Source organism: Halobacterium sp. NMX12-1 (genome assembly GCF_040435975.1).
GTDB classification, from domain to species: Archaea; Halobacteriota; Halobacteria; order Halobacteriales; family Halobacteriaceae; genus Halobacterium; species Halobacterium hubeiense.
In genome coordinates this window covers 975124-996257 of record NZ_CP159204.1, presented here as the reverse complement: position 1 = coordinate 996257, position 21134 = coordinate 975124, and the positions used below count along the sequence as shown (strand labels likewise).

The following is a 21134-nucleotide window of genomic DNA, read 5'->3' as shown; positions in this document are numbered from 1 at the left end:
GTCCGGAGGGTTCTTTGCGGCGCGCGGCGAGGTTCCGACGATGCGAGCGAGGAACCAGCCATGGGCATAGTCGAGGAGTTCCTCGACCTCAAGGAGGAGACGGATGCCGACCTGCTGGCGATGCAGGTCGGGGACTTCTACGAGTTCTTCGCGGAGGACGCGCGCACGGTCGCGGACGTCCTCGACCTGCAGGTCTCCGAGAAGTCCGCGCACGGGTCGTCGTACCCGATGGCGGGCGTGCCTGTCGACGACCTGACGCCGTACGTCGCGACGCTCGTCGAGCGCGGCTACCGGGTCGCCGTCGCCGACCAAATCGAGGACGGCACCGACGACATCGAGCGCGAAATCACCCGGGTCGCGACCCCGGGAACGTTCGTTGACGTGACCGGTGCGGACGCCCGCTACCTCGCGGCGGTCGTGCGCGACGAGACGTGGGGGCTGGCGTTCGTGGACGTGACGACCGGCCAGTTCCACGTCGCGGACGCCGAGACGGAGACGGACGCGCTGACGGAACTGCACCGCTTCAGCCCCGAGGAAGTGCTTCCCGGTCCCGAGTTGCGCAGCGACGACGACTTCCTCGGGGCACTCCGGGAGCGCGCGGACGCGACGCTGACGCTCCACGAGGCGGCGTCGTTCGCGCCCGGGAAGGCCGCCCACAGCGTGCGCGAGCAGTTCGGCGACGGAGCGCTCGACAGCCTCGGCGTCGCGAGTGACAGTCCGGCAGCGCGAGCAGCGGGCGCGGCAATCGACTACGTCGCGGCGACGGACGCGGGCGTGCTGGCGTCGCTGACGCGGCTCCAGCCGTACCGCGCGGACGACCACGTGGAGTTGGACGCAACGACCCAGCGCAACCTCGAACTCACGGCGACGATGGGCGGAGATGGAGAGGGCTCGCTGTTCGCGACGCTCGACCACACAGTGTCCGCTGCTGGCGGTCGGCGGCTGCAGGCGTGGCTGACGCGTCCACTCCGGGACCGCGCGGAACTGGAACGTCGGCAAGCCGCCGTGGGCGCGCTCGCTGACGCGCCGCTCGCGCGGGACGCGCTCCGAGACGTGCTCGGTGACGTCTACGACCTCGAACGGCTCGCGAGCCGGGCGGCCGGCGGCCGCGCGGACGCGACTGACCTGCTCCGAATCCGGGAGACGCTGGCGGCGCTCCCGGAGGCCGCGGACGCGCTCGAATCCGACCCGGACCTCGCGGCCTCGCCCGTGAGCGAGGTACTGGACGGCGTGGACCGCGAGGCGGCCGAGGGGGTGCGCGCCGAGTTGGACGCCGCGCTCGCGGCGGACCCGCCGAAGACGCTCCGCGAGGGCGGCCTCCTGCGCGAGGGCTACGACGACGAACTGGACGAACTACTCCGAGAAGCCCGCGAGCACGAGGAGTGGCTGGACGGGCTGGCGTCCCGCGAGAAGGACCAACTCGGCATCACGCACCTGCAGGTCGACCGGAACAAGACCGACGGCTACTACGTACAGGTCGGGAAGTCAGAGACCGACGCGGTGCCCGACGAGTATCGGGAGGTGAAGTCGCTGAAGAACTCCACACGGTACACCACCGAGGAGTTAGAGGAGCGCGAGCGTCGGATTCTGCGCGTCGAGGAGGAGCGCGCCGACTTGGAGTACGAGCTGTTCGACGACCTCCGCGAGTGGGTGGGCGAGCGCGCGGAAGCCCTCCAGCGCGTCGGCCGCGCGCTCGCGGAACTGGACGCGCTCGCGAGCCTCGCCGAGCACGCCGCTGCGAACCGCTGGGTGCGCCCGGACCTCGTGGACGGCGACGACCTCGAAATCGAGGGCGGGCGCCACCCCGTGGTCGAGCAGACCACCGAGTTCGTGCCCAACGACGCCCGATTCGGCGACGGCCGGCGGTTCCTCGTCGTCACGGGGCCGAACATGAGCGGGAAGTCCACGTACATGCGACAGGTCGCGCTCATCGTCCTGCTCGCGCAGGTCGGGAGCTACGTGCCCGCAGACAGCGCCCGAATCGGGCTCGTAGACGGCATCTACACCCGCGTCGGCGCGCTGGACGAACTCGCGCAGGGCCGCTCGACGTTCATGGTGGAGATGCAGGAACTGAGCCGCATCCTCCACGCCGCGACCGAGCGCTCGCTGGTGATTCTGGACGAGGTCGGGCGCGGGACCGCGACCTACGACGGCATCTCGATTGCGTGGGCAGCCACAGAGTACCTGCACAACGAGGTGCGCGCGAAGACCCTGTTCGCGACCCACTACCACGAACTCACGGCGCTCGCGGACCACCTCGCCGACGTCGCGAACGTCCACGTAGCGGCGGAAGAACGGGATGGGGACGTGACGTTCCTGCGAACCGTCAGAGACGGCGCGACCGACCGCTCGTACGGCGTCCACGTCGCGGACCTCGCGGGCGTCCCCGACCCCGTGGTGGACCGCTCGCGGGAGGTGCTGGACCGCCTCCGAGACGAGAAAGCCGTCGAAGCCCGGGGTTCCGCAAGCGAGCCGGTGCAGGCGGTGTTCGACCTCGAATCGGGCGAAGTCAAGACGGGCGCGGAATCGCAGCCGGCGACCGGGACGGAGAGCGCGGCCGACGGCGGCGAGGCAGACGGCCTCGGTTCCGAGGCCCGCGAGGTGCTGGACGACCTCCGGGACGTGGACGTGAACGAGACGCCGCCGGTGGAACTGCTCTCGCGCGTGCAGGAGTGGCAGCGGCGGCTGGACGAGTAGCAGCGCGGGATTGATACGCGCGGGCCGCCTGCCGGCGAGTATGACCGACGGCGACCGCGTGCGGGAGCTGGACGACGCGACGGTGGCCCAGATTGCGGCGGGCGAGGTCGTCGAGCGGCCCGCGAGCGTGGTCAAGGAGCTCGTGGAGAACAGCCTCGACGCGGGCGCCGCGAGCATCGACGTCACCGTAGAGGGCGGCGGCCGCGACCGAATCGTGGTCGCCGACGACGGCCACGGGATGACCGGCGAGGACCTGCAGGCGGCGGTCCGCCAGCACACGACGAGCAAGCTCAGCGACGCCAGCGAGCTGGACGCGGTGGCGACGCTGGGCTTCCGGGGCGAAGCCCTCTACACCATCGGCTCCGTCTCGCGGATGACGGTGACGACGCGCGCCCGGGACGCGGGCGACTCCGGGGCGACGCTGACCGTCGAACACGGCGACGCCGGGGACGTGCGGCCGGCTGGCCGGCCGGCCGGAACCACGGTGGAGGTCGCGGACCTGTTCGCGGAGACGCCGGCGCGCCGGAAGTACCTCAAGCGCCCGGCGACGGAGTTCGCGCACGTCAACCGCGCGGTGACGCGGTACGCGCTGGCGAACCCCGAAGTCGCCGTCTCGCTGACCCACGACGGCCGCGAGGTGTTCGCGACGACCGGAACCGGGGACGTGCGGGACGCGGCGCTGTCGGTGTACGGCCGCGAGGTCGCGCAGTCGCTCGTCCCGGTGGACGCGACGCCCGACGGCCCGGTGGAGCGCGTCCACGGCTACGTCTCGGAGCCGGAGACGACGCGCTCGACCCGCGAGTACCTCGCGACGTACGTGAACGGCCGGTCGGTCCGCGACTCGGTGCTCCGCGAGGCCGTCCTCGACGCCTACGGCGGCCAGCTCGCGAGCGACCGCTACCCGTTCACGGTGCTGTTCGTGGAGACAGAGGGCGTGGACGCCAACGTCCACCCGCGGAAAATGGAGGTCCGCTTCGAGCAGGAGGACCGCGTGCAGGCGGCCGTCGAGGACGCCGTGCGAGACGCGCTGTTGGACGCCGGTATCGTGCGCTCGCAGGCGCCGCGGGGCGCGTCCAAGCCCGGGGACGCGACGATTTCGCCGGCGGGCGAGCGCGGCGAGAACGAGGCTTCCGCAGAAGGAGCGACGCGCGAGGCCGACACGTCCAGCGCGTCCGCGGACGTCGCCGTGGAGAGCGCGGAGCGTCAGAGCCGCGTGACGGACTCGCTGGCGGACACCGAATCCGAGTCGACCGAGCGGAAGCCGAGCGGCGCGGAGCGGGAGCCGAGCACGAGTGAGCCGGCCGCGGACACGACGACGAGCGACAGCGCCGGCGAGCGCGCGAGCACCAGTTCGTCGTTCGACGCGCCGACGGAGAACGCGCGGCTCGCGGCGCCGGCCGGCGACGGAGCCGACGAGGGCGATGGCTTCGACTCGCTGCCCGAGATGCGCGTGCTCGGCCAGTTGGCGGAGACGTACGTGGTCGCGGAGACCGACGACGGCCTCGTGCTCGTCGACCAGCACGCTGCGGACGAGCGCGTCCACTACGAGCGCCTGCAGGAGCAGGTCGGCGGCGCGTCGCAGGCGCTCGTCTCGCCGGTAGAACTGGAGTTGACGGCGGGCGAGGCGGCGGTGTTCGACGCGGCAATCGACGACTTGCGCGCGCTCGGGTTCGACGTGGAGTTGTCGGAGCGAACGGCGCGCGTGACGGCGGTTCCAGCGGTGCTGGCGGACGCCCTCGACCCCGAGTTGGCGCGGGACGTGCTCGCGGACTTCCTCGCGGACGCGGGCGACGACCCCGTGAGCGACGCCGCCGACGACCTGCTCGCGGACCTCGCGTGCCGGCCCGCGGTGACGGGGAACACGTCGCTGACCGAGGGGTCGGTGGTGGCGCTGCTGGACGCGCTGGACGGCTGCGAGAACCCGTACGCGTGCCCACACGGCCGGCCGACGCTGATTCGCGTGGACGCCGACGAGCTCGCCCAGCGCTTCGAGCGGGACTACCCCGGGCACGGCGGGCGGCGGCGGGAAGACAGCGGGAACTAAACCCCGGGCGTCGTACCGCGGGGTATGGACCTCGTGACGTTCGGCGAGACCCTGCTCCGGCTCTCGCCGCCCGGACAGGAGCGACTGGAGCGCGCGACCGAGTTAGAGTTCCGCGCGGCGGGCGCGGAGAGCAACGTCGCCGTGAACGCCGGCCGGCTCGGCGCCGACACCGCGTGGCTGTCGAAGCTCCCCGAGTCGCCGCTCGGGCGGAAGGTGACCGCGACGCTGCGCGCGCAGGGCACCGAACCCGACGTGGCGTGGAGCGAGACCGGGCGACAGGGAACGTACTACCTCGAACACGCGGGCGATCCCCGCGGGACGAACGTCGTCTACGACCGCGCGAACGCCGCGGTGACGACCGCGACGCCCGACGAGCTGGCGACCGGCCGAATCGACGCGGCCGACTACTTCTACACGAGCGGCATCACGCCCGCGCTCTCGGAGACGCTCGCGGGGACGACCGCCGAACTGCTGGAGCGCGCGAACAAGGCGGGGACGACGACGGCGCTGGACGTGAACTACCGCGCGAAGCTCTGGGGGCCCGAGGAAGCCCGCGACGTACTGGAGACGCTGTTCCCGGACGTGGACGTGCTCGTGACTGCGGAGCGCGACGCCAAACACGTGCTCGCCCGCGAGGGCGACGCCGCCGACATCGGGCGCGACCTCGCAGCGGAGTTCGGATTCGAGACGGTCGTCGTAACTCGGGGCGCGGACGGCGCGCTCGCGGTCCACAACGAGGAGGTCTACGAGCAGCCGGCGTTCGAGGCCGACACACACGACGCAATCGGGACCGGAGACGCGTTCGTCGGCGGGTTCCTCGCGCGCCGCGTCGAGGGCGGCGACGTGCCCGATGCCCTCGCGTGGGGCGCGGCGACCGCAGCGCTGAAGCGCACGATGCCGGGTGACACGGCGCTGGTCACCCGCGAGGAGGTCGAGGACGTGCTGGCGGGCGACGGCGCGGCGATAAACCGCTAATAGCCCTGCGCGTTGCCGTCCTTGCGCGGTTCCGTGGCGGCCGACAACGTGCCGCCGTCGTTTCTGGCGATTTGCGCGCCGCCGAACAGCTCGCTGGTGAGCAGTTCGACATCGTGTTCCTTCCAAGAGAGCTTCACGGCGACCGCGGAGTCGAAGTGCGGTTCGACCGCGAGCGCGCCGTCCGCGCGGTAGCGCTAGCGCGGCCGCAACGGCAACTTCGAGCTGTACACGTCGGGCCGGATTGCGGGCTACCCGGACGCGGACAAGTTCACCGCGCTGGTGGACCCGCGGAACACGATTACGCCGGACGGCGAAGCCTACATGAACTGGACGGAGGACAACGGCGACGCCGCCGGCCGCGCGAAAGACGCGTGGAGAACAACTTCGGGCCCTCGGAGAAGGCGGCCGACGTACGTGCGGACGCGTACGTCGACCTCGAACGCGCGAACTGGGAGGACGCCGTGCTCGTCCCGTGGCAGCACGGCATCGACCAGCGCTACAGCTACGAGTGGCTCGAAGAGGACCGGTTCGGCGCGATGGGGGCGAGCCGGAAGAAGAACAACGATCCCCGCATCGGCGACCGCGGCGAGTACGAGTAAGTCGGCGCGGGTCGCTCCGGGCCGAAGCTCTTTCTCGCGGGCGGCCGTCGGCTCCACCATGGCGCGACCACACGTAGTCGTCGTCGGGGCGTACGGGAGCGCGGGCGTCGCGGCCGCCGAGGAGCTGGCCGCGGCGGACGTGGAACTGACACTCGTCGACGACGGCGAGCCGGGCGGCGGGCTCTGCATCCTCCGGGGCTGCATGCCGTCGAAGGAGGTGCTGTCGGCGGCCGCACACCGCTATCAGGCCCGCCACGACGACCGGCTGGTCGGGGACCTCCCAGACGTGGATCTGAGCGCGGTCGTCGAGCGGAAAGACGACAACGTCCTCGGGTACGCCGAGCACCGCCGGGGTGCGGTCCACGACCTCGCGGAGCGCGAGCACGTCACGTTCCACCACGAGACCGCGGAGTTCGTCGGCGACCGCGTGCTGGACGTCGGCGGCGAGCGCATCGAGGCTGACTACGTCGTGCTGGCGACCGGGTCGCGGCTGAACGTCCCCGACCTCCCGGGCATCGACGACGTGGACTGGATGGGGAGCCGAGACGTCCTCGATGCAACGGAGTTCCCGGATTCCGGGGTGGTGATGGGCTTCGGCTACGTCGGCCTCGAACTCGTCCCGTATCTCACGGAGGCGGCGGGGATGGATATCACGGTCGTCGAGCACGACGACCGGCCGCTGGACGACTATCACCCGTCGTTCGGCGAGGAGCTCCTGAAGCTGTACCGCGAGGCGTTCGGCGTCGAGATCCGCACGGAGGTCCGCGAGGAGCGCGTTGAGGCGATGGAAGACGGCGTCAGCGTCCACCTCGACGACGGCTCCGTCGCGGAGGGCGACCAGCTGTTCCTGTTCACGGGCCGCGAGCCGTCGTTCCCCGACGGCATCGAGCGAACCGCACTCTCCCCGAAGACGGGCTGGGTCGGGGACACGATGCAGGCCGACGACGACGACCGCGTGTTCGTCGTCGGGGACGCCGTCGGCGACCGGATGCTGTTACACACGGCCAAAGAGGAGGGGTACCTCGCGGGCCGAAACGTCGGCCACCTGGAGGCCGGCGAGCCGCTGGAGGAGTACAACCCGCTCCCGCACAAGGTGATGTTCTCGGGCGCGGGCGTCTACCCGTTCGCGTCGCTCGGCCTGACGGCCGACGAAGCCCGCGCGGAAGGCCACGAGGTCGTGACTGCCCGGCGGGACGCCAGCGACGACGGCGTGTTCAGAGCGAAAGTCGCCTCCCGCGGGACCGCGCGGCTGGTGGTAGACGCCGACGACGGCACCGTCCTCGGCTACCACGGCCTCCACTACGACGCGGACGCGATGGCGAAGACGATGCAGGTGATTCTGGAGGCGGAGATGGACGTCCGGGAGTTGCCGGACCGAGCGTACCACCCGACGACGCCCGAGATTCTGGACGGGTTGTTCCAGGAGACCGCCGGCCAGTTGTAGTCAGTCGGGGCGCAGCCACGCGGTGTCGTACTCCGCGAGCACGCTGTCGACGGCGCTGGCGAGGTCCTCGAAGCGCTCGGTCGGCAGGCGGTCCGTGGTGACGAACGCGCCGTGGTAGCCGTGGATGACGCGCGTGAGGTAGCCGTCTTCGAAGGCGCGAATCGTGAACTGGTAGTCGCCGAGCTCGGTGTCCTCATAGACGCGCTTGGAGGTGAAGCCGTTGCGCTCGGCGTTCGCGAACCCGACGATGTTCGCGCCGGGCTCGAGGTCGTCGCGGAGGTACAGCTGTTCCTCGTGGGCGGTGTCGAAGTACGTGATGCTGCGGAGGCGGTCGCCGACCGCGGTCCGGCAGACGCTGACAAGCTCGTTGACGAACTCCTCGTCGAGGTCGCTGTCGTTGCCCATACGTGAGGTGTCGCCACGACCGGCAAAAAGCTACGGGCGGCGTTCCCACCTCCCGGGAGGACGGGCCTACAAGAGTTATAGGTGCTCCGTTGGAACGGTGACACATGTCCGAGTCAGAGAGCGATGGCGCCGAGTTCGACGAACAGCCCGCCGCCCTCGGGGTGAAAGTCGGCAGCACCCGCACGGTCGTCTCCGCGGGGGACGCCAACGACCCGAACGTCGTCCGCACGCTCACCTGTCTGGCGACCTACGAGGACGCGCTCACCGGCGAGGAACACGTCCTCTACGGCGAGGAAGCCGCCACGGAGTACCCCGACCGCGTGCGCTACATGCTCCGGTCGGGGCTCCCCGAGGACGAGGAGACCACCGACCTCGCGAAGACCTTCCTCGAGGAGTTCGCGCGCTCGAACGGCCTCCCCGAGGACTCCGTGGTCGTGTACGCCATCCCGACCATCGACAACGACGTCGGGCTGGAGCGGCTCTCGGAAATCATCGAGGACGGCCCCATCGGCGAGCGGCTGGTGCGGTCGTACCCCGAGTCGCTCTGTGGCGCGGTGCCCGCGCTCGGCGACGGCCTCGAAGCAATCGAGGAGACGTTCGTCGCGGTGAACATGGGTTCGACGAACCTCGAAGCGTGCGCGTACCGCCGCGGCGAACAGCTCGCGCCGTTCTCGACGGGCGCCATCACGGGCACCGAGGTGGACCGCCGCATCGCGAACTACGTCGAGGAGGAGACGCAGGGCCGCGTGAACATCGACCTCACGACCGCCCGCGAGTACAAGGAGACGCACGCCGACTTCCTGGACTACGAGCCGTTCAGCGACATCATCCAGCAGCCCGGCGGCGGCACCTACGAGTTCACCATCGAGGAGAGCGTGATAGACGCCGTCGACGAGTACGTCGACGACGCGGTCGACGAGGTGGCGAACGTCTTCATGCCCGAGCTCGCCAACGACTACATGAAGATCTACCAGCAGGCCCTCGACAACCCCGTGGTGCTCACGGGCGGGATGGCCTGCATCCCGGGCGTCGTCGACGAGTTCGAGCAGCGCCTCAGCGAGGAACTCGAACGCGACGTGACCGCGACGACCGCCGACGACCCGGCGACCGCGGCCGCCCGGGGCGCCCACCGCATCGCCGGCCGGCTCGTGGAGCTCAACGAGTACTGAGACAACGCTTTTCTCGGCGGGCGAGAACCACCCGAACGGGATGGTCCCCGATTTGCGCGAGGACGCACCGACCGACGAGGTACAGCTGCCCGACGGCCGCACGCTGGCGTACGCGACGTACGGCCACCCCGACGGCGCGCCGGTCGTCTTCTGCCACGGCACGCCGGGGTCCCGAATCTCCGGCCGGCTCGGGGCGGACGCGACCGCCGAGGCGGGCGTGCGAGTAATCGCGCCGGACCGCCCGGGGTTCGGCGCTTCGGACCGCCAGCGCGGCCAGACGTTCGCGGACTGGGCGGGCGACGTGGCGGCGCTGACCAGCGAACTCGGGGTCGAGGAGTACGGCGTCGTCGGCTTCTCCGGCGGCGGGCCGTACGCGCTGGCGTGCGCCGCGCACACGCCCGGGCGCGTGTCGCGGTGCGCGGTCGTCTCCGGGGTCGGCCCGCCGGGCAGCGAGCGCGGCGACCTCGGCTTCGAGCGCGCGCTGGCGTCCGCATCCAGAGTGTCCCCGCAGTTCGGCCGGCCACTCGTCTGGCTGATGGCGCGCGCCGTCGCGAGCGCCGACTCGTTCACGGACGTGGTCGGGGACGCCGATGCGGACCTCGCGGACCCGCGCCGCGGCGAGAGCGGGCGCGTCCTCTTGGCGGACTTCCGCGAGGGACTGCGTCAGGGGACGACGCCGCTGGCGACCGACTACGGCGTGCTCTACGGCGACTGGGACTTCGACCTCGCGGACGTCACCGTGCCGACGCGCGTGTTCCACGGCCGCGAGGACGCGAACGTCCCGCTGGCGGCCGGCGAGCGCGTCGCCAGCGCGGTGCCGGACGCCGACCTCGCGGTCTACGAAAACGCCGGCCACTTCCGGCCAATCGTCGAGGAGGCGCGCGACGTCTACGGCTGGGCGGCCGAGAACGAGGCGTGAGCGGCGATTGAGTTACGACGGGACGGTACAGCCCTCGACGTACTCGACGTCCGCGACGGAGTCGATGGCGGGGTCGTCGCCGCAGACGGGGCAGTCGGGGTTCTTCGCGACCGGCACCATCTCGAAGGACATGTCACCGGCGTCGTAGAACAGCAGGCGGCCGGTCAGGCGCTCGCCGTAGTCGAGCAAGCCCTTCACGCACTCGGTCGCCTGAATGCAGCCCATCGTGCCGGGGAGGATGCCGAGGACGCCCGCGGTCGCGCAATCGGGAATCGTCCCCTCCGGCGGGGCTTCCGGGAACAGACACCGGTAGCACGCGCTCCCGGGCTCGTACGTGATTGCCTGTCCCTCGAAGCGGTAGATGGCGGCGTGACTGAACGGAATCCCGCGGAGCACGCAGGCGTCGTTGACGAGGTACCGCGTCGCGAAGTTGTCCGAACAGTCCACCACGTAGTCGACGCCGTCGAGGAACTCCGCGACGTTGTCCTGGTCGAGTCGAGTAACGTGTGCGTCCACGTCCACGTCCGGGTTGAGGTCCTCGACGTACTCGCGGGCGCTCTCGGCCTTCGCGCGGCCGACGTCGGCGTCCGCGTGGATGATTTGCCGCTGGAGGTTCGAGCGCTCGACGTCGTCGTGGTCGACGATGCGGAGCCGGCCGACGCCCGCCGCCGCGAGATACTGGATGACCGGCGCGCCCAGACCGCCCGCACCCACCACGAGCACGTCGCCGTCGAGCAGGCGCTTTTGCCCCTCGGCGCCGACGTCGTCCATGATGATGTGCCGCGAGTAGCGGTCGAGCTGCACCGGATCGAGATTCAGGCCGGTCATACCGGAAGTGACGGCGCGCGCGCGGGTAAGCGTTTACTCGTCGGACGGCGCTGCCGCTGGCGGGCGCGGCGACGAAAGAACTACGGGTACCCCTACCCGGCAGTGGCTCATACCGACTCCCTCGGTAAATGTCTTGTCAGGTCGGAGCGCGGGCGGTAGGGACGGCCTAACTCCCGGGAGCGTTTCCCTATCCATCGTATTCGGCCGTTTCCGAGTTTGCGGAGAGCACGCGCCGGATTCGCCGGGCCGTGGTGACGACGTCGTCGCTGACGCGCCCGACTGCGCTCAACAGCGGGTGCGAGGAGGAAAGCGACTGGTAGAGGTACTCGTTGACCGGGGCGGCCGACCCCCCGGGGACGCGGACGGTCTCCGGTTCGAGGTCGTCGGCCTGCCGGCGGACCGCGAGGTCCTGGCACTCTGCTTCGAGGGCGTCCAGGTCCGCGAGCAGCCGGCGGAGTTCGCGCGGCGGACAGCCGTAGAACGGCCGCGACCGAATCGCCGCGAGGTCCTCGTGGACGGCGGACAGCGCGCGCTCGCCGTCGTCGAGCGCGTCGGCCTCGTCGGCGAGGTCCGCGAGCAGGTGCTTGCGGCTGCGCTTGGACTCGCGGGCCGCGGCCAGCAGTTGGTCGCGCAGCAGCGGCGTGACGCGCGCGGCCTGCCGGAGCGCCACCGCCAGCTCCGCGCCGAACTCCGACGCGACGCTCTCCCAGTAGCCGTCCCCGTACTCGCTGTCGTAGTGGGGCGTGTCCATGACCGTCTCGACGTACGCGTCCCGAATCGCGGCGCTGGCGGGGCTCTCCGCTCGCTCGGTGTGCCCGCGGTCGGCGAGCGTCCCGGCGGCGTTCCGGCCGGACACTGACTCGGCGGCCGCGGCGTCCGGGTCGATGGCGTCGAGGCGGCGGCAGAACGTCCCGAGCGCGTCCGCTTCCGTGCGGAGGATGCGCCGCTCGCGGCGGAGCGCGCGGCGCGCGTCGGGAATCCACTCCTCGAAGCCGGTGGTCGCGGCGGTCCCGTGCCCCCGAGAGACAGACTGTGGCATGAGCGCGGTTTCGACGCCGCTCGTATAGAAGCCTGCTAGGAGTGCTATATTGGTCTTCGTGGTGGTCGGGAGTCTCGCCGCGTCACCGCCCCGGGGCGAACGCGTCCCGCGACGGTTCGAACTCCGCGAGCCGCGCCTCGCAATCGAGGCACGTGACGGCGACGATGTCGGCCTCGCGGCAGCACGACTTGACGGTGTCCTCGGCGACCCGGGTCGTGCCGCCGCAGACGGGACAGCGCTCGGCGACCGCCCGGACTCTCGCGGCTAGGCTCGCCCGCTGCACGCGGTCGAGTTCGGTCCACGCCGTCGCCGCGAGCACGCGCTCGGTCGCGAGGTCCGCGACGAGCGCCGTCCGGGACGGCCACTCGCCGGCCCAGTCGCCGTCGACGGTGACGGCGACACCGCGCTCGCGGGACGACACCGCGACCGAGTCGGCGCTGGCCGCTAGCGTGTCGGCGACGGCGCGCCGCACCGCCGCGGGGGACGCCGAAAGCGACGCGGCGGTCGCCGCCCACCGCGAGCGGAACGACGGCGCGAGTGACGGCGGGTCGGCGTCGTCGAGGACGCCGAGTTCGACGAGCGACGCCGTCGGGTCGGTCGCGTCGAGGGCGGCGGCGCCCGCTGCGCTCTCGAAGCCGCGGTCGCGCGGGCGCTTCCCGAGCGCGGCCAGCACGCTGTCGGGGAGGTAACGCCGTGTGAGCCGCGGCGTCCCGGGGACGACGTAGCCCCGGAGCCAGACGGCGACGACGCCGACGGCAGCGACGAGGACGCCGGCGGCGACCGTTCGCAACGCGGCCAGTCCCGCCGCAGCGGCCACGAGAACGAGGTTGAGGGCGGTACAGGGGCGACAGCGGTTCCGTCCGGTGTACGCCGGTTCCCGGAGCGCGTCGACGGCGGCCGAAAGCGAGCGACCCATGCTGGCGTCGGGAACGGACGGCCCGCGGAAACCGTTCGCTATGAGCGCTTGGTGCGGCTACATAGGCGACCGTACCGCTACGATCCCTATCGAGCGGTCAGTTCCCCACGGCCCCGGTGTAGAGGCGAACGACCGCGGAAATATCAATATTATAATAGTACAAGTGGTGGTTCGGCCTCGCACTACGCGATGCCCGAGGACACCAACGGCAGTCGACGGATTTTCCTGAAAGGGTCTGCGACCGCGCTCGCGGCCGGACTGGCCGGCTGTACGGGAATCACGAACGACATCACCGGCGGCGGGGGCGGTGGCGGCAGTTCGGGGGAGGACCCGCTGCTGGCCGACGACAGCGCCTTCGACCCCGAGGCGCCGAACTGGAGCGAGAACAACTATCTGTCGGCGCCGCTCATCGAGTCGGGGTTCGAGCGCGGCACGCAGGCGGACCTCGAACGGATGGGGAACCGAGACGTCGAGGAGGTTCCGCACGGCGACCCCGTCCGGGAGCCCCCGGAGGACGACAGCGAGTACCTCGACCCCGACACGCTCGTGTTCACGGAGAGCCCCAGCGAGGACGTCGAGGGGCGCTACGAGGAGGACTTCCAAGCGGTGTTCGACCGCATCGAGGAGGAGACCGGCAAGCCCGTCGAGTACAACCGCGTGAACAGCTACGCGGCGTCCGTCGAGGCGATGCGCTCGGAGCGCGCGCACATCGCGAACTTCTCGACGGGGACGACGGCGTTCGCGGTCAACCTCGCCGGCGCCGTCCCGTTCACCGCCGGCATCGCGCCCGACGGCGCGTTCGGCTACCGGCTGTTCGCGACGACCCGCGCGGACGCCGGCGACGTCCAGAGCATCGAGGACTTCGCCGACGACGACGTGAGAATCGCGCACGCCGAACCCGCGTCGAACTCCGGCCACCAGGCGCCGTCGGCGCTGTTCGACCAGCAGTTCGACGTGACCGCCGGCGAGGACTACGAGGTGAACTTCTCCGGCGGCCACTCCCAGACGACCCGTGGCATCGCCGCCGGCGACTACGACGCCGGCCCCATCTGTTCGACCTGCTTCAAGGACACCGTCGAGGGCGACAGCAACCTCAGCTTCGAGGACTTCAAGGTCGTCTGGGCGTCGGACCCGTTCCCGAACGGCCCCGTCGCCTACCGGTACAACCTCCACCCCGACATCGTCGAGGGCATCGAGGCCGCGTGGCTGGACAGCGACTTCTCGGACACCGCGTACGCCGAGCGCACCGGCTACAGCGAGTACGTCCCCATCGAGTACCGCAAGCACTGGTACAACATCATGGTCATCCAGCGGTACAACGGGGTCGAGTACACGGAGACCGCACTCAGCGAATGACGCTGGACGTGACCGACCTGTCAAAGACGTACGCCTCCGGCGACGAGGCGCTGACCGGCGTCGACCTCTCCATCGAGGGCAGCGAGACCGTCGCCATGATCGGGCCCAGCGGCGCGGGCAAGAGCACGTTCGTCCGGTGTATCAATCGGCTCACGGAGCCGACCTCGGGGACCGTCGAGCTGGACGGCACGGAGCTGACGGCGCTCGGCGACGACGAGCTCCGGTCTGCCCGACGGGACATCGGGATGATATTCCAGGAGTACGACCTCGTCGAGCGGCTCACCGTGATGGAGAACGTCCTCACGGGACGGCTCGGCTACGTCTCGACGTGGCGCGCGTTCCGCCGGGACTTCCCGCCCAAGGACGTCGAGCGCGCCTACGAGATACTCGACCGCGTCGGGCTCGACGGGATGGAGGACAAGCGCGTCGACGAGCTCTCGGGCGGCCAGCGCCAGCGCGTCGGCATCGCGCGCGCGGTCATCCAGCAGCCGAAGATCCTGCTCGTCGACGAGCCGACGTCCAGCCTCGACCCCGAGACGTCGAACACCGTGATGGGGCTGCTCACGGACATCGCGGCCGAGCGCGACGTCCCCGTGCTCATCAACATCCACGAGGTGGACCTCGCGCTCGACTACGCGGACCGCGTCGTCGGCCTCCACGACGGCGACGTTGTCTTCGAGGGCGTCCCCGCGGACGTCGACGACCGCGTCCTCGACAGAATCTACCGGGGCGCCGGCGACGCGGACGGCGTCGAGACGCCCGAGCAGACCCGGGACGGCCGCGACGCCGGCGTGCTCGAAGAGCCCGACCGCTCGCTCCCCGGAGGGACGTGAGATGGCGGCCAGCGAGCGAACGTGGGAGCGGCCGACCGTGTTCGGTCGCCGCGAAGTCAAGTGGAGCGTCTACGTCGCCGTCGTCGCCTTCTTCGCGTGGTCCGCGTGGGGCGTCGGCCTGAACGTCCCGCGAGTCGTCGACGGCGTCGGCCGCGGCGCGACCCTACTCGGGGACTTCTTCCCGCCGGACGCCACGCCCCGTCAGACCCGGCGAATCGTCGACAAGATGTTCGAGAGCGTCGCGATGGCGATGGTCTCGACGGCGACCGGCATCGCGCTCAGCGTCCCCATCGCGTTCATGGCCGCCGAGAACCTCTCGCCGAAGCCGCTGTACTACCTCAACCGCGGGTTCATCTCCGTCTCGCGGGCGTTCAACGCCATCATCGTCGCCATCCTCGTGGTGAAGGCGGTCGGCCTCGGGCCGCTGGCCGGCATCATCACGATCACGTTCAAGACCGTCGGGTTCTTCTCGAAGCTGCTCGCCGAGGACTTAGAGGACATCGACATGGGCAGCGTCGACGCCGTCCGCGCGAGCGGCGCCGGTCCGGTCCAGACGCTGCTGTACGGCGTCGTCCCCCAGATTATCCCGCGGTTCGCCGGCCTGTCGGTGTACCGCTGGGACATCAACATCCGCACGTCGACCATCGTCGGCATCGTCGGCGCCGGCGGCATCGGCTCTGTCCTGCTGACGGCGTTCAACCGCTACGACTACCAGTACGTCGCAGCGATTCTGGTCGCGATAATCGCGGTCGTGCTCGTCGCGGAGGGGACGAGCGCGGTCGTCCGACGGAGGTACCAGTGATGTCCAGCGAGACCCGGGCGTGGCGGCGGTTCGACCGTCGCCGACGCCTCGGCCGGTTCGCCGGCTGGCTGCTCGCGCTGGTCGTGCTCGTCGGCTCGTGGCGGTTCCTCGACGTGGACCTCGTCGCCGCGGAGACGGTGCCGCGGGAGGTCAACGACCTGCTCTCGCGGATGTACCCGCCGGACGTCGCGTACGCGCCCGAGATCGTGGACCCGCTCGTCGAGACGCTGCACATCGCCGGGCTCGGCACCGCCGGCGCGCTCGTGCTCGCGGTGCCGGTCGCGCTGCTCGCCGCCGAGAACACCACGCCGAACCGGGCGACCTACTGGCTGGGGAAGATCGTCGTGACGACGAGCCGGTCGGTGAACACCATCGTCTGGGCGCTGATTTTCGTCGTCGTCTTCGGGAGCGGGCCGCTGGCCGGCGCCGTCGCCATCGCGTTCCGGTCGGTCGGCTTCCTCGGGAAGCTGCTCGGCGAGGAGATCGAGGAGATCGACCTCGGGCAGGTCGACGCCGTGCGGGCCAGCGGCGCCTCCGCCGCGCAGGTCCTGCTCTACGGCATCCTCCCGCAGGTCAAGCCCGCGCTCGTCGGGCTGTCGGTGTACCGCTGGGACATCAACGTCCGCGACTCCACCATCCTCGGGTTCGTCGGCGCGGGCGGCATCGGCGTCCAGCTCTTCCGCGCCGTCAACGCCTTCGCGTGGCAGTCCGTCTCCACGATACTGCTCGTCATCCTCGCGGTCGTGCTCGCCAGCGAGGGCATCTCCGCGTACGCCCGACGGCTGATACGGTGACCCAAACCGGGAGACGCCGCTCCCGGCGGGACCGCCGCCCCGCGGAGTTGGCACATTACAACCGAGCACTCATCCCGCCCGCGACCGGAGGCGACGTATGCGCGAGTTCGCGTTCACCGTCACCTACGAGGAGGGCGTCGACGACCTCGTCGACGTGTTCATCCGGAATCCGGGGCTGTCGTCGTACACGCGGTCGTGTCACGTGACCGGGAACACGATGTGGCGCGTGGACAACGTCTCGGGGCCGCAGGAGGCGCTGGCGGAGTACGACCGCGCGCTCGACCGGCTCTCGCGGTGTTCGAGCCTGCGGGGCATCGGCGGCTGCGAGATGGACTTCGAGTACGAGACGCTGGAGTCCCAGCCGAACGGCCGCGTCATCTACTCCCGGCAGTCCGAGGGCGAGGGGTGTCGCTCCATCCCCTACCTCGCCGCGGAGTACCTCGGCGACGGCCTCCTGTTGCACGCGAAACAGCGGGGGGACGCGTACCGCTGGCAGATTCTCGCCGCCGACGACGCCGCGATGAGCGAGGTCTACGAGGAGCTCGAACGCAACCTCCGCGACGGCCTCACGCTCGAACTCGACCGCGTCGAGCACGCCCCCGAGTGGCCCGACCGCGACCCGACCCCGACCGACCTGCCGGCCGAGCAGCGCGAAGCCGTGGAGCTCGCCGTCGAGTACGGCTACTACGAGCAGCCCCGGCAGGCGTCCCTCCAAGAGATTGCGAGCGCCGAGGACATCCCCACTTCGACCCTGCAGTACCGCATCACGCAGGCCGAGGCGTGGCTCGCGAAGGCGTACCTCCGGGACGGCACGCCGCCGTCGAACCCCGCGCCGCTGGTGACCAGCTCCGACTAATCCGGCGCGGGCGCGGGGACGCGTTCGGAATGTACCGAACGAGGCGCTTTGCGCGTCCGGCCGCTACGAGACACCGTAATGGCGAACGACGCAGACGGCACGGAAGTCTCGCGACGCAACTACCTCAAGCTCGGCGGCGCGACGCTCGCGGGCGTCTCGTTCGCGTCCGTCGGGAGCGCCGTGATGGACCGCGGCAGCGACGACGGCGACGAGGGCGCGCAGGCGAGCAACACGGTCCTCATTCAGGACGGCACGGTCGTCACCGTCGACCCCGAGCGCGGCGTCCTCGACGAGGCCGACATCCTCGTCCGGGACGGCGAAATCGACGCCATCGGAAGCGACATCGACGCGCCCGCGGCGGACGTCGTGGACGCCAGCGACTCCATCGTCGTCCCCGGGTTCGTCAACGCCCACCTCCACACGTGGGAGTCCGGCGTGCGCGGCGTCGCCGGCAACTGGACGTTCCTCGAGTACCTCGAGAAGATGCTCGGCGAAATCAGCAGCCACTACCGGCCCGAGGACGCCTACCTCGGCAACCTCTTCGGCGCCGTCCAGCAGCTCAACGCCGGGACGACGACCGTCCTGGACTGGTTCCACATCGCGAACACGCCCGACCACACCGACCGCGCCATCGACGGGCTCGCGGACGCCGGCATCCGCTCGCTGTTCGTCCACGGGCCGCCCGGCGACGACAGCGCGACGTGGTGGAGCAACAGCGACGAACCCCACCCCGACGACATCCGCCGGCTCCACGAGGAGCGCTTCCCCAGCGAGGACGGCCTGCTCACGCTCGGCATGGGGATTCGCGGCCCCGACTACTCGACGGACGAAGTCGTCACGCAGGACATCGAACTCGCGCGCGAAATCGGGATTCCCGCCTCCATGCACATCGGGTCCCTCGGCCCGGGCGGCGTCAGCAAGCTCGACGAACTCGGCCTGCTCGGCGACGACCTCAACTACGTCCACGCCAACCGCCTCACCGAAGAGGAGTTCCAGCTCATCGGCGAGTCCGGCGGCTCCGTCTCCACGACGCCCGAAGTCGAACTCCAGATGGGCATGGGGATGCCCGCGCTCGGCGACGCCATCGACGCCGGCGCGATTCCCTCCGTCGGCGTGGACATCGTCTCGAACGTCAGCGACGACATGTTCACGCAGAACCGGATGGCGCTGCAGGTCCAGCGCGGCCTCGACAACCAGCCCACCGTCGAGGCGAACGAACAGATTCAGGACGTCTCGCTGACCGCCCACCGCGCGCTCGAATTCGCGACCATCGAGGGCGCGCGAGCGCTCGGCCTCGACGACGAAATCGGGAGTCTCACGCCCGGCAAGCGCGCGGACATCACCGTCATCGACACGGACGACCTCAACACCGCCGCCTCCCACAACCCCGTCGAGACGGTCGTCTTCCAGTCCGGCATCGAGAACGTCGACACCGTCCTCGTGGACGGCAACGTCGTCAAGCGCAACGGGCTGATTCACAACCCCACCGCGCAGAACCACCTCGACCGCCTCGAAGCATCCGGCCGCCGCATCATGCGGGAGAGCGACCTCTAGAGCGGCTGGCGGATTCGCTGTCTCTCGCGACGTAGGGCCTGGCGGATTTGAACCGTGTGAGCGCTCGCTGACGCTCGCGCTCCCGGGTTCAAATCCGCTGCCCGCATTCACTTCCTGCCGACGCCTCGCGCAGACAGCGCTCGGCGGTCGGCGTTACAGAGAAGTGGGGCCTGGCGGATTTGAACCACCGCTCACCCGGTGTCCCACGACACCCGCCACGCGGACGGACGCCGATATGAGCCGGGGGCTTTGAACCAGACTAAGCTAAGGCCCCTCGCACACCGCTTCCCGTGGCCGAACCTTTAGCCTGTCGGGATTCCACGACAGCGAAGCCAAGACTACGAGAGTAAGTACAGTAGAAGGACGCCGCCACCAGGGCTCGAACCTGGGACAACCTGGGTAACAACCAGGTGCTCTACCAACTGAGCTATGGCGGCTCGCACCCGTTTCTACCCGGTGCGTTTTGAAATGGCTTTCGTTTCGCCAGCAGGCTCGGGCATCGACACGGCTTAGGCGCGGCCGCGCGAATTCGACCGCATGAGCGACTTCGAGGGGGTTCTCGACGCCGTCCGCGAGCGCGTTGACCCGACGCCCGACGAGCGGCGCGCGCTCGCCGAGGCCGCGGAACGGCTGGCCGACCGCGCGCGCGAGGCCATCGCGGAGTTGCCGGTCGAGGCGGACGTGCTGCAGGTCGGGAGCACGGCCCGGGGAACGTGGGTGGCGGGCGACCGCGACATCGACCTGTTCGTGCGGTTCCCCGCGGACCTGCCGCGCGAGCAACTGCAGGAGTACGGGCTCGAAGTCGGCAACGAGGTGCTGCCGGCGGGCCGCGAGGAGTACGCCGAACACCCCTACGTGAAGGGGTCCTTCGAGGGGTACGACGTTGACCTCGTGCCCTGTTACCGGCTGGAGGACGCCACCGACATCCAGTCGGCGGTCGACCGCACGCCGTTCCACAACGCGTACCTCGAACAGCGCCTGAGTGACGCGGACGCCGGCGACGTGCGGCTGTTCAAGCAGTTCCTGAAAGGTATCGGCGCGTACGGCAGCGACCTCCGCACACAGGGGTTCTCGGGGTACCTCACGGAGCTGCTCGTGCTGGAGTACGGCGGCTTCCGGGCGACGCTGGAAGCCATCCGGGACTGGGCGCCGCCGGTCGTGCTGGACCCCGAGGACCACGCCGAAGCGGAGTTCGACGACCCGCTCGTGGTCGTGGACCCGACGGACCCTGAGCGCAACGTCGCCGCGGTCGTCTCCGCGGAGAACGTCGCTCGCGTCCAGCACCACGCCCGCGAGTTCCTCGCCGACCCCGACGAGTCGGTGTTCGAGCCGACGACGCCCGACCCGCTCGACGCGGCCGCGGTCCGCGAGCACGTCGAAGCGCGAGGGACGACGCCGCTGGCGGTCGTCTTCGACGCGCCGGACCTCGTGGAAGACCAACTCTACCCCCAGTTGTACCGCTCCCGGGACGGGCTCGTGCGCGGCCTCGAAATCGAGGGGTTCGAGGTGCTGCGCGCGGCGACGTGGGCCGACGACCGCGCGGTCCTGTTCGCGGAGCTGTCGGTGAGCGAACTCCCGGCGGTCGAGCGCCACGAGGGGCCGCCGGTCCACGTCGGCGGGCACGCGCAGGGGTTCTACGAGAAGTACGCGGACGGCGACGCCGCCGGCCCGTTCCTCGACGGCGACCGGTACGTCGTCGAGCGCGAGCGCGAGGTCACGACCGCCGAGGAGTTCGTCCGGGACCAACTGGGGGAAGTCGCGCTCGGCGCGCACGTCGAGTCCATCGTGGAAGCCGGCGACTACGACGTGCTCGCCGGCGACGAGGTCGCGGCGCTCGCCGACGGCTTCGGGACGGAACTCGCAGAATACTTCGAACCGACCGTCTGAGGCCGGGGTTCGGCCGA

Annotated in this window: 18 protein-coding genes, 2 tRNA genes and 1 pseudogene; 14 read left to right on the top strand and 7 right to left on the bottom strand. The window is 70.5% G+C overall.

Features of this window, described 5'->3' with window-relative positions:
• The first annotated feature begins 60 nt into the window (after positions 1-60).
• From mutS to kdgK1, 3 genes are read left to right on the top strand one after another with little or no spacing between them, the layout of a single operon-like run.
• Positions 61-2697: a DNA mismatch repair protein MutS gene (gene mutS, locus ABSL23_RS06670; protein ID WP_353635140.1), complete on the top strand. Its 2637-nt coding sequence runs from the start codon at positions 61-63 to the stop codon at positions 2695-2697.
• 40 nt (positions 2698-2737) lie between these two features.
• Positions 2738-4741 (top strand): DNA mismatch repair endonuclease MutL, encoded by a 2004-nt coding sequence (gene mutL / locus ABSL23_RS06665; protein WP_353635139.1) that lies wholly within the window; start codon positions 2738-2740, stop codon positions 4739-4741.
• Positions 4742-4765: 24 nt separating this feature from the next.
• Positions 4766-5716 (top strand): bifunctional 2-dehydro-3-deoxygluconokinase/2-dehydro-3-deoxygalactonokinase, encoded by a 951-nt coding sequence (gene kdgK1 / locus ABSL23_RS06660; RefSeq protein ID WP_353635138.1) that lies wholly within the window; start codon positions 4766-4768, stop codon positions 5714-5716.
• Here the strand turns inward: kdgK1 and ABSL23_RS06655 are convergent.
• Positions 5713-5922 (bottom strand): annotated as a pseudogene (locus ABSL23_RS06655) (gamma-glutamyltransferase); the annotation flags it as partial. The gene kdgK1 and the pseudogene ABSL23_RS06655 overlap by 4 nt on opposite strands.
• Positions 5923-6087: 165 nt before the next feature.
• On the opposite strand from ABSL23_RS06655, the gene ABSL23_RS06650 reads away from it, so the two are divergent.
• Both ABSL23_RS06650 and ABSL23_RS06645 read left to right on the top strand, forming a co-directional pair.
• Positions 6088-6315, top strand: coding sequence for a hypothetical protein (locus ABSL23_RS06650; protein ID WP_353635137.1), 228 nt, complete (start codon positions 6088-6090; stop codon positions 6313-6315).
• A gap of 58 nt (positions 6316-6373) precedes the next feature.
• Positions 6374-7759, top strand: coding sequence for an NAD(P)/FAD-dependent oxidoreductase (locus ABSL23_RS06645; protein WP_353635136.1), 1386 nt, complete (start codon positions 6374-6376; stop codon positions 7757-7759).
• Here ABSL23_RS06645 and ABSL23_RS06640 read toward each other — a convergent pair whose 3' ends face one another.
• Positions 7760-8164, bottom strand: coding sequence for a hypothetical protein (locus ABSL23_RS06640; protein WP_353635135.1), 405 nt, complete (start codon positions 8162-8164; stop codon positions 7760-7762).
• Positions 8165-8268: 104 nt separating this feature from the next.
• Here ABSL23_RS06640 and ABSL23_RS06635 point away from each other — a divergent pair, with 104 nt between their 5' ends.
• Positions 8269-9333, top strand: a complete 1065-nt coding sequence (locus ABSL23_RS06635; protein ID WP_353635134.1) for a rod shape-determining protein — start codon at positions 8269-8271, stop codon at positions 9331-9333.
• 40 nt (positions 9334-9373) lie between these two features.
• Complete coding sequence (locus tag ABSL23_RS06630) at positions 9374-10252, top strand: alpha/beta hydrolase (RefSeq protein WP_353635133.1); 879 nt, start codon at positions 9374-9376, stop codon at positions 10250-10252.
• A 12-nt stretch (positions 10253-10264) separates the two neighbouring features.
• Here ABSL23_RS06630 and moeB read toward each other — a convergent pair whose 3' ends face one another.
• The 3 genes from moeB to ABSL23_RS06615 form a co-directional block, all read right to left on the bottom strand.
• On the bottom strand, positions 10265-11080 hold the full coding sequence (gene moeB, locus ABSL23_RS06625) for a molybdopterin-synthase adenylyltransferase MoeB (RefSeq protein ID WP_353635132.1): 816 nt from the start codon (positions 11078-11080) through the stop codon (positions 10265-10267).
• A gap of 187 nt (positions 11081-11267) precedes the next feature.
• Positions 11268-12119, bottom strand: coding sequence for a hypothetical protein (locus ABSL23_RS06620; RefSeq protein WP_353635131.1), 852 nt, complete (start codon positions 12117-12119; stop codon positions 11268-11270).
• Positions 12120-12201: 82 nt separating this feature from the next.
• On the bottom strand, positions 12202-13035 hold the full coding sequence (locus tag ABSL23_RS06615; protein WP_353635130.1) for a hypothetical protein: 834 nt from the start codon (positions 13033-13035) through the stop codon (positions 12202-12204).
• A gap of 333 nt (positions 13036-13368) precedes the next feature.
• On the opposite strand from ABSL23_RS06615, the gene phnD reads away from it, so the two are divergent.
• From phnD to ABSL23_RS06585, 6 genes are all read left to right on the top strand, one after another.
• Positions 13369-14391 carry a phosphate/phosphite/phosphonate ABC transporter substrate-binding protein gene (phnD, locus tag ABSL23_RS06610; RefSeq protein ID WP_353635361.1) on the top strand — a complete coding sequence of 341 codons (1023 nt, stop codon included), beginning with the start codon at positions 13369-13371 and terminating at the stop codon, positions 14389-14391.
• Positions 14388-15224 carry a phosphonate ABC transporter ATP-binding protein gene (gene phnC / locus ABSL23_RS06605; protein WP_059055570.1) on the top strand — a complete coding sequence of 279 codons (837 nt, stop codon included), beginning with the start codon at positions 14388-14390 and terminating at the stop codon, positions 15222-15224. Before phnD ends, phnC begins: the two co-directional genes overlap by 4 nt.
• A gap of 1 nt (position 15225) precedes the next feature.
• Positions 15226-16026 (top strand): phosphonate ABC transporter, permease protein PhnE, encoded by an 801-nt coding sequence (phnE, locus tag ABSL23_RS06600; protein ID WP_059055568.1) that lies wholly within the window; start codon positions 15226-15228, stop codon positions 16024-16026.
• Positions 16026-16820 carry a phosphonate ABC transporter, permease protein PhnE gene (gene phnE, locus ABSL23_RS06595; RefSeq protein ID WP_059055566.1) on the top strand — a complete coding sequence of 265 codons (795 nt, stop codon included), beginning with the start codon at positions 16026-16028 and terminating at the stop codon, positions 16818-16820. The genes phnE (ABSL23_RS06600) and phnE (ABSL23_RS06595) overlap by 1 nt, the downstream gene beginning before the upstream one ends.
• Before the next feature lie 97 nt (positions 16821-16917).
• Positions 16918-17676 (top strand): helix-turn-helix domain-containing protein, encoded by a 759-nt coding sequence (locus ABSL23_RS06590; protein ID WP_353635129.1) that lies wholly within the window; start codon positions 16918-16920, stop codon positions 17674-17676.
• Positions 17677-17754: 78 nt separating this feature from the next.
• Complete coding sequence (locus tag ABSL23_RS06585; RefSeq protein ID WP_059055563.1) at positions 17755-19230, top strand: amidohydrolase family protein; 1476 nt, start codon at positions 17755-17757, stop codon at positions 19228-19230.
• 164 nt (positions 19231-19394) lie between these two features.
• Here ABSL23_RS06585 and ABSL23_RS06580 read toward each other — a convergent pair.
• Positions 19395-19504: transfer RNA gene (locus ABSL23_RS06580), tRNA-Ile, on the bottom strand.
• Between the two features lie 90 nt (positions 19505-19594).
• Positions 19595-19667: transfer RNA gene (locus ABSL23_RS06575), tRNA-Asn, on the bottom strand.
• Positions 19668-19767: 100 nt separating this feature from the next.
• Between ABSL23_RS06575 and cca the strand changes: the two genes are divergently transcribed.
• The gene (gene cca, locus ABSL23_RS06570) at positions 19768-21117 is read left to right on the top strand and encodes a CCA tRNA nucleotidyltransferase (RefSeq protein ID WP_353635128.1); all 1350 of its coding nucleotides are present in this window, start codon (positions 19768-19770) and stop codon (positions 21115-21117) included.
• Positions 21118-21134: the final 17 nt, after the last annotated feature.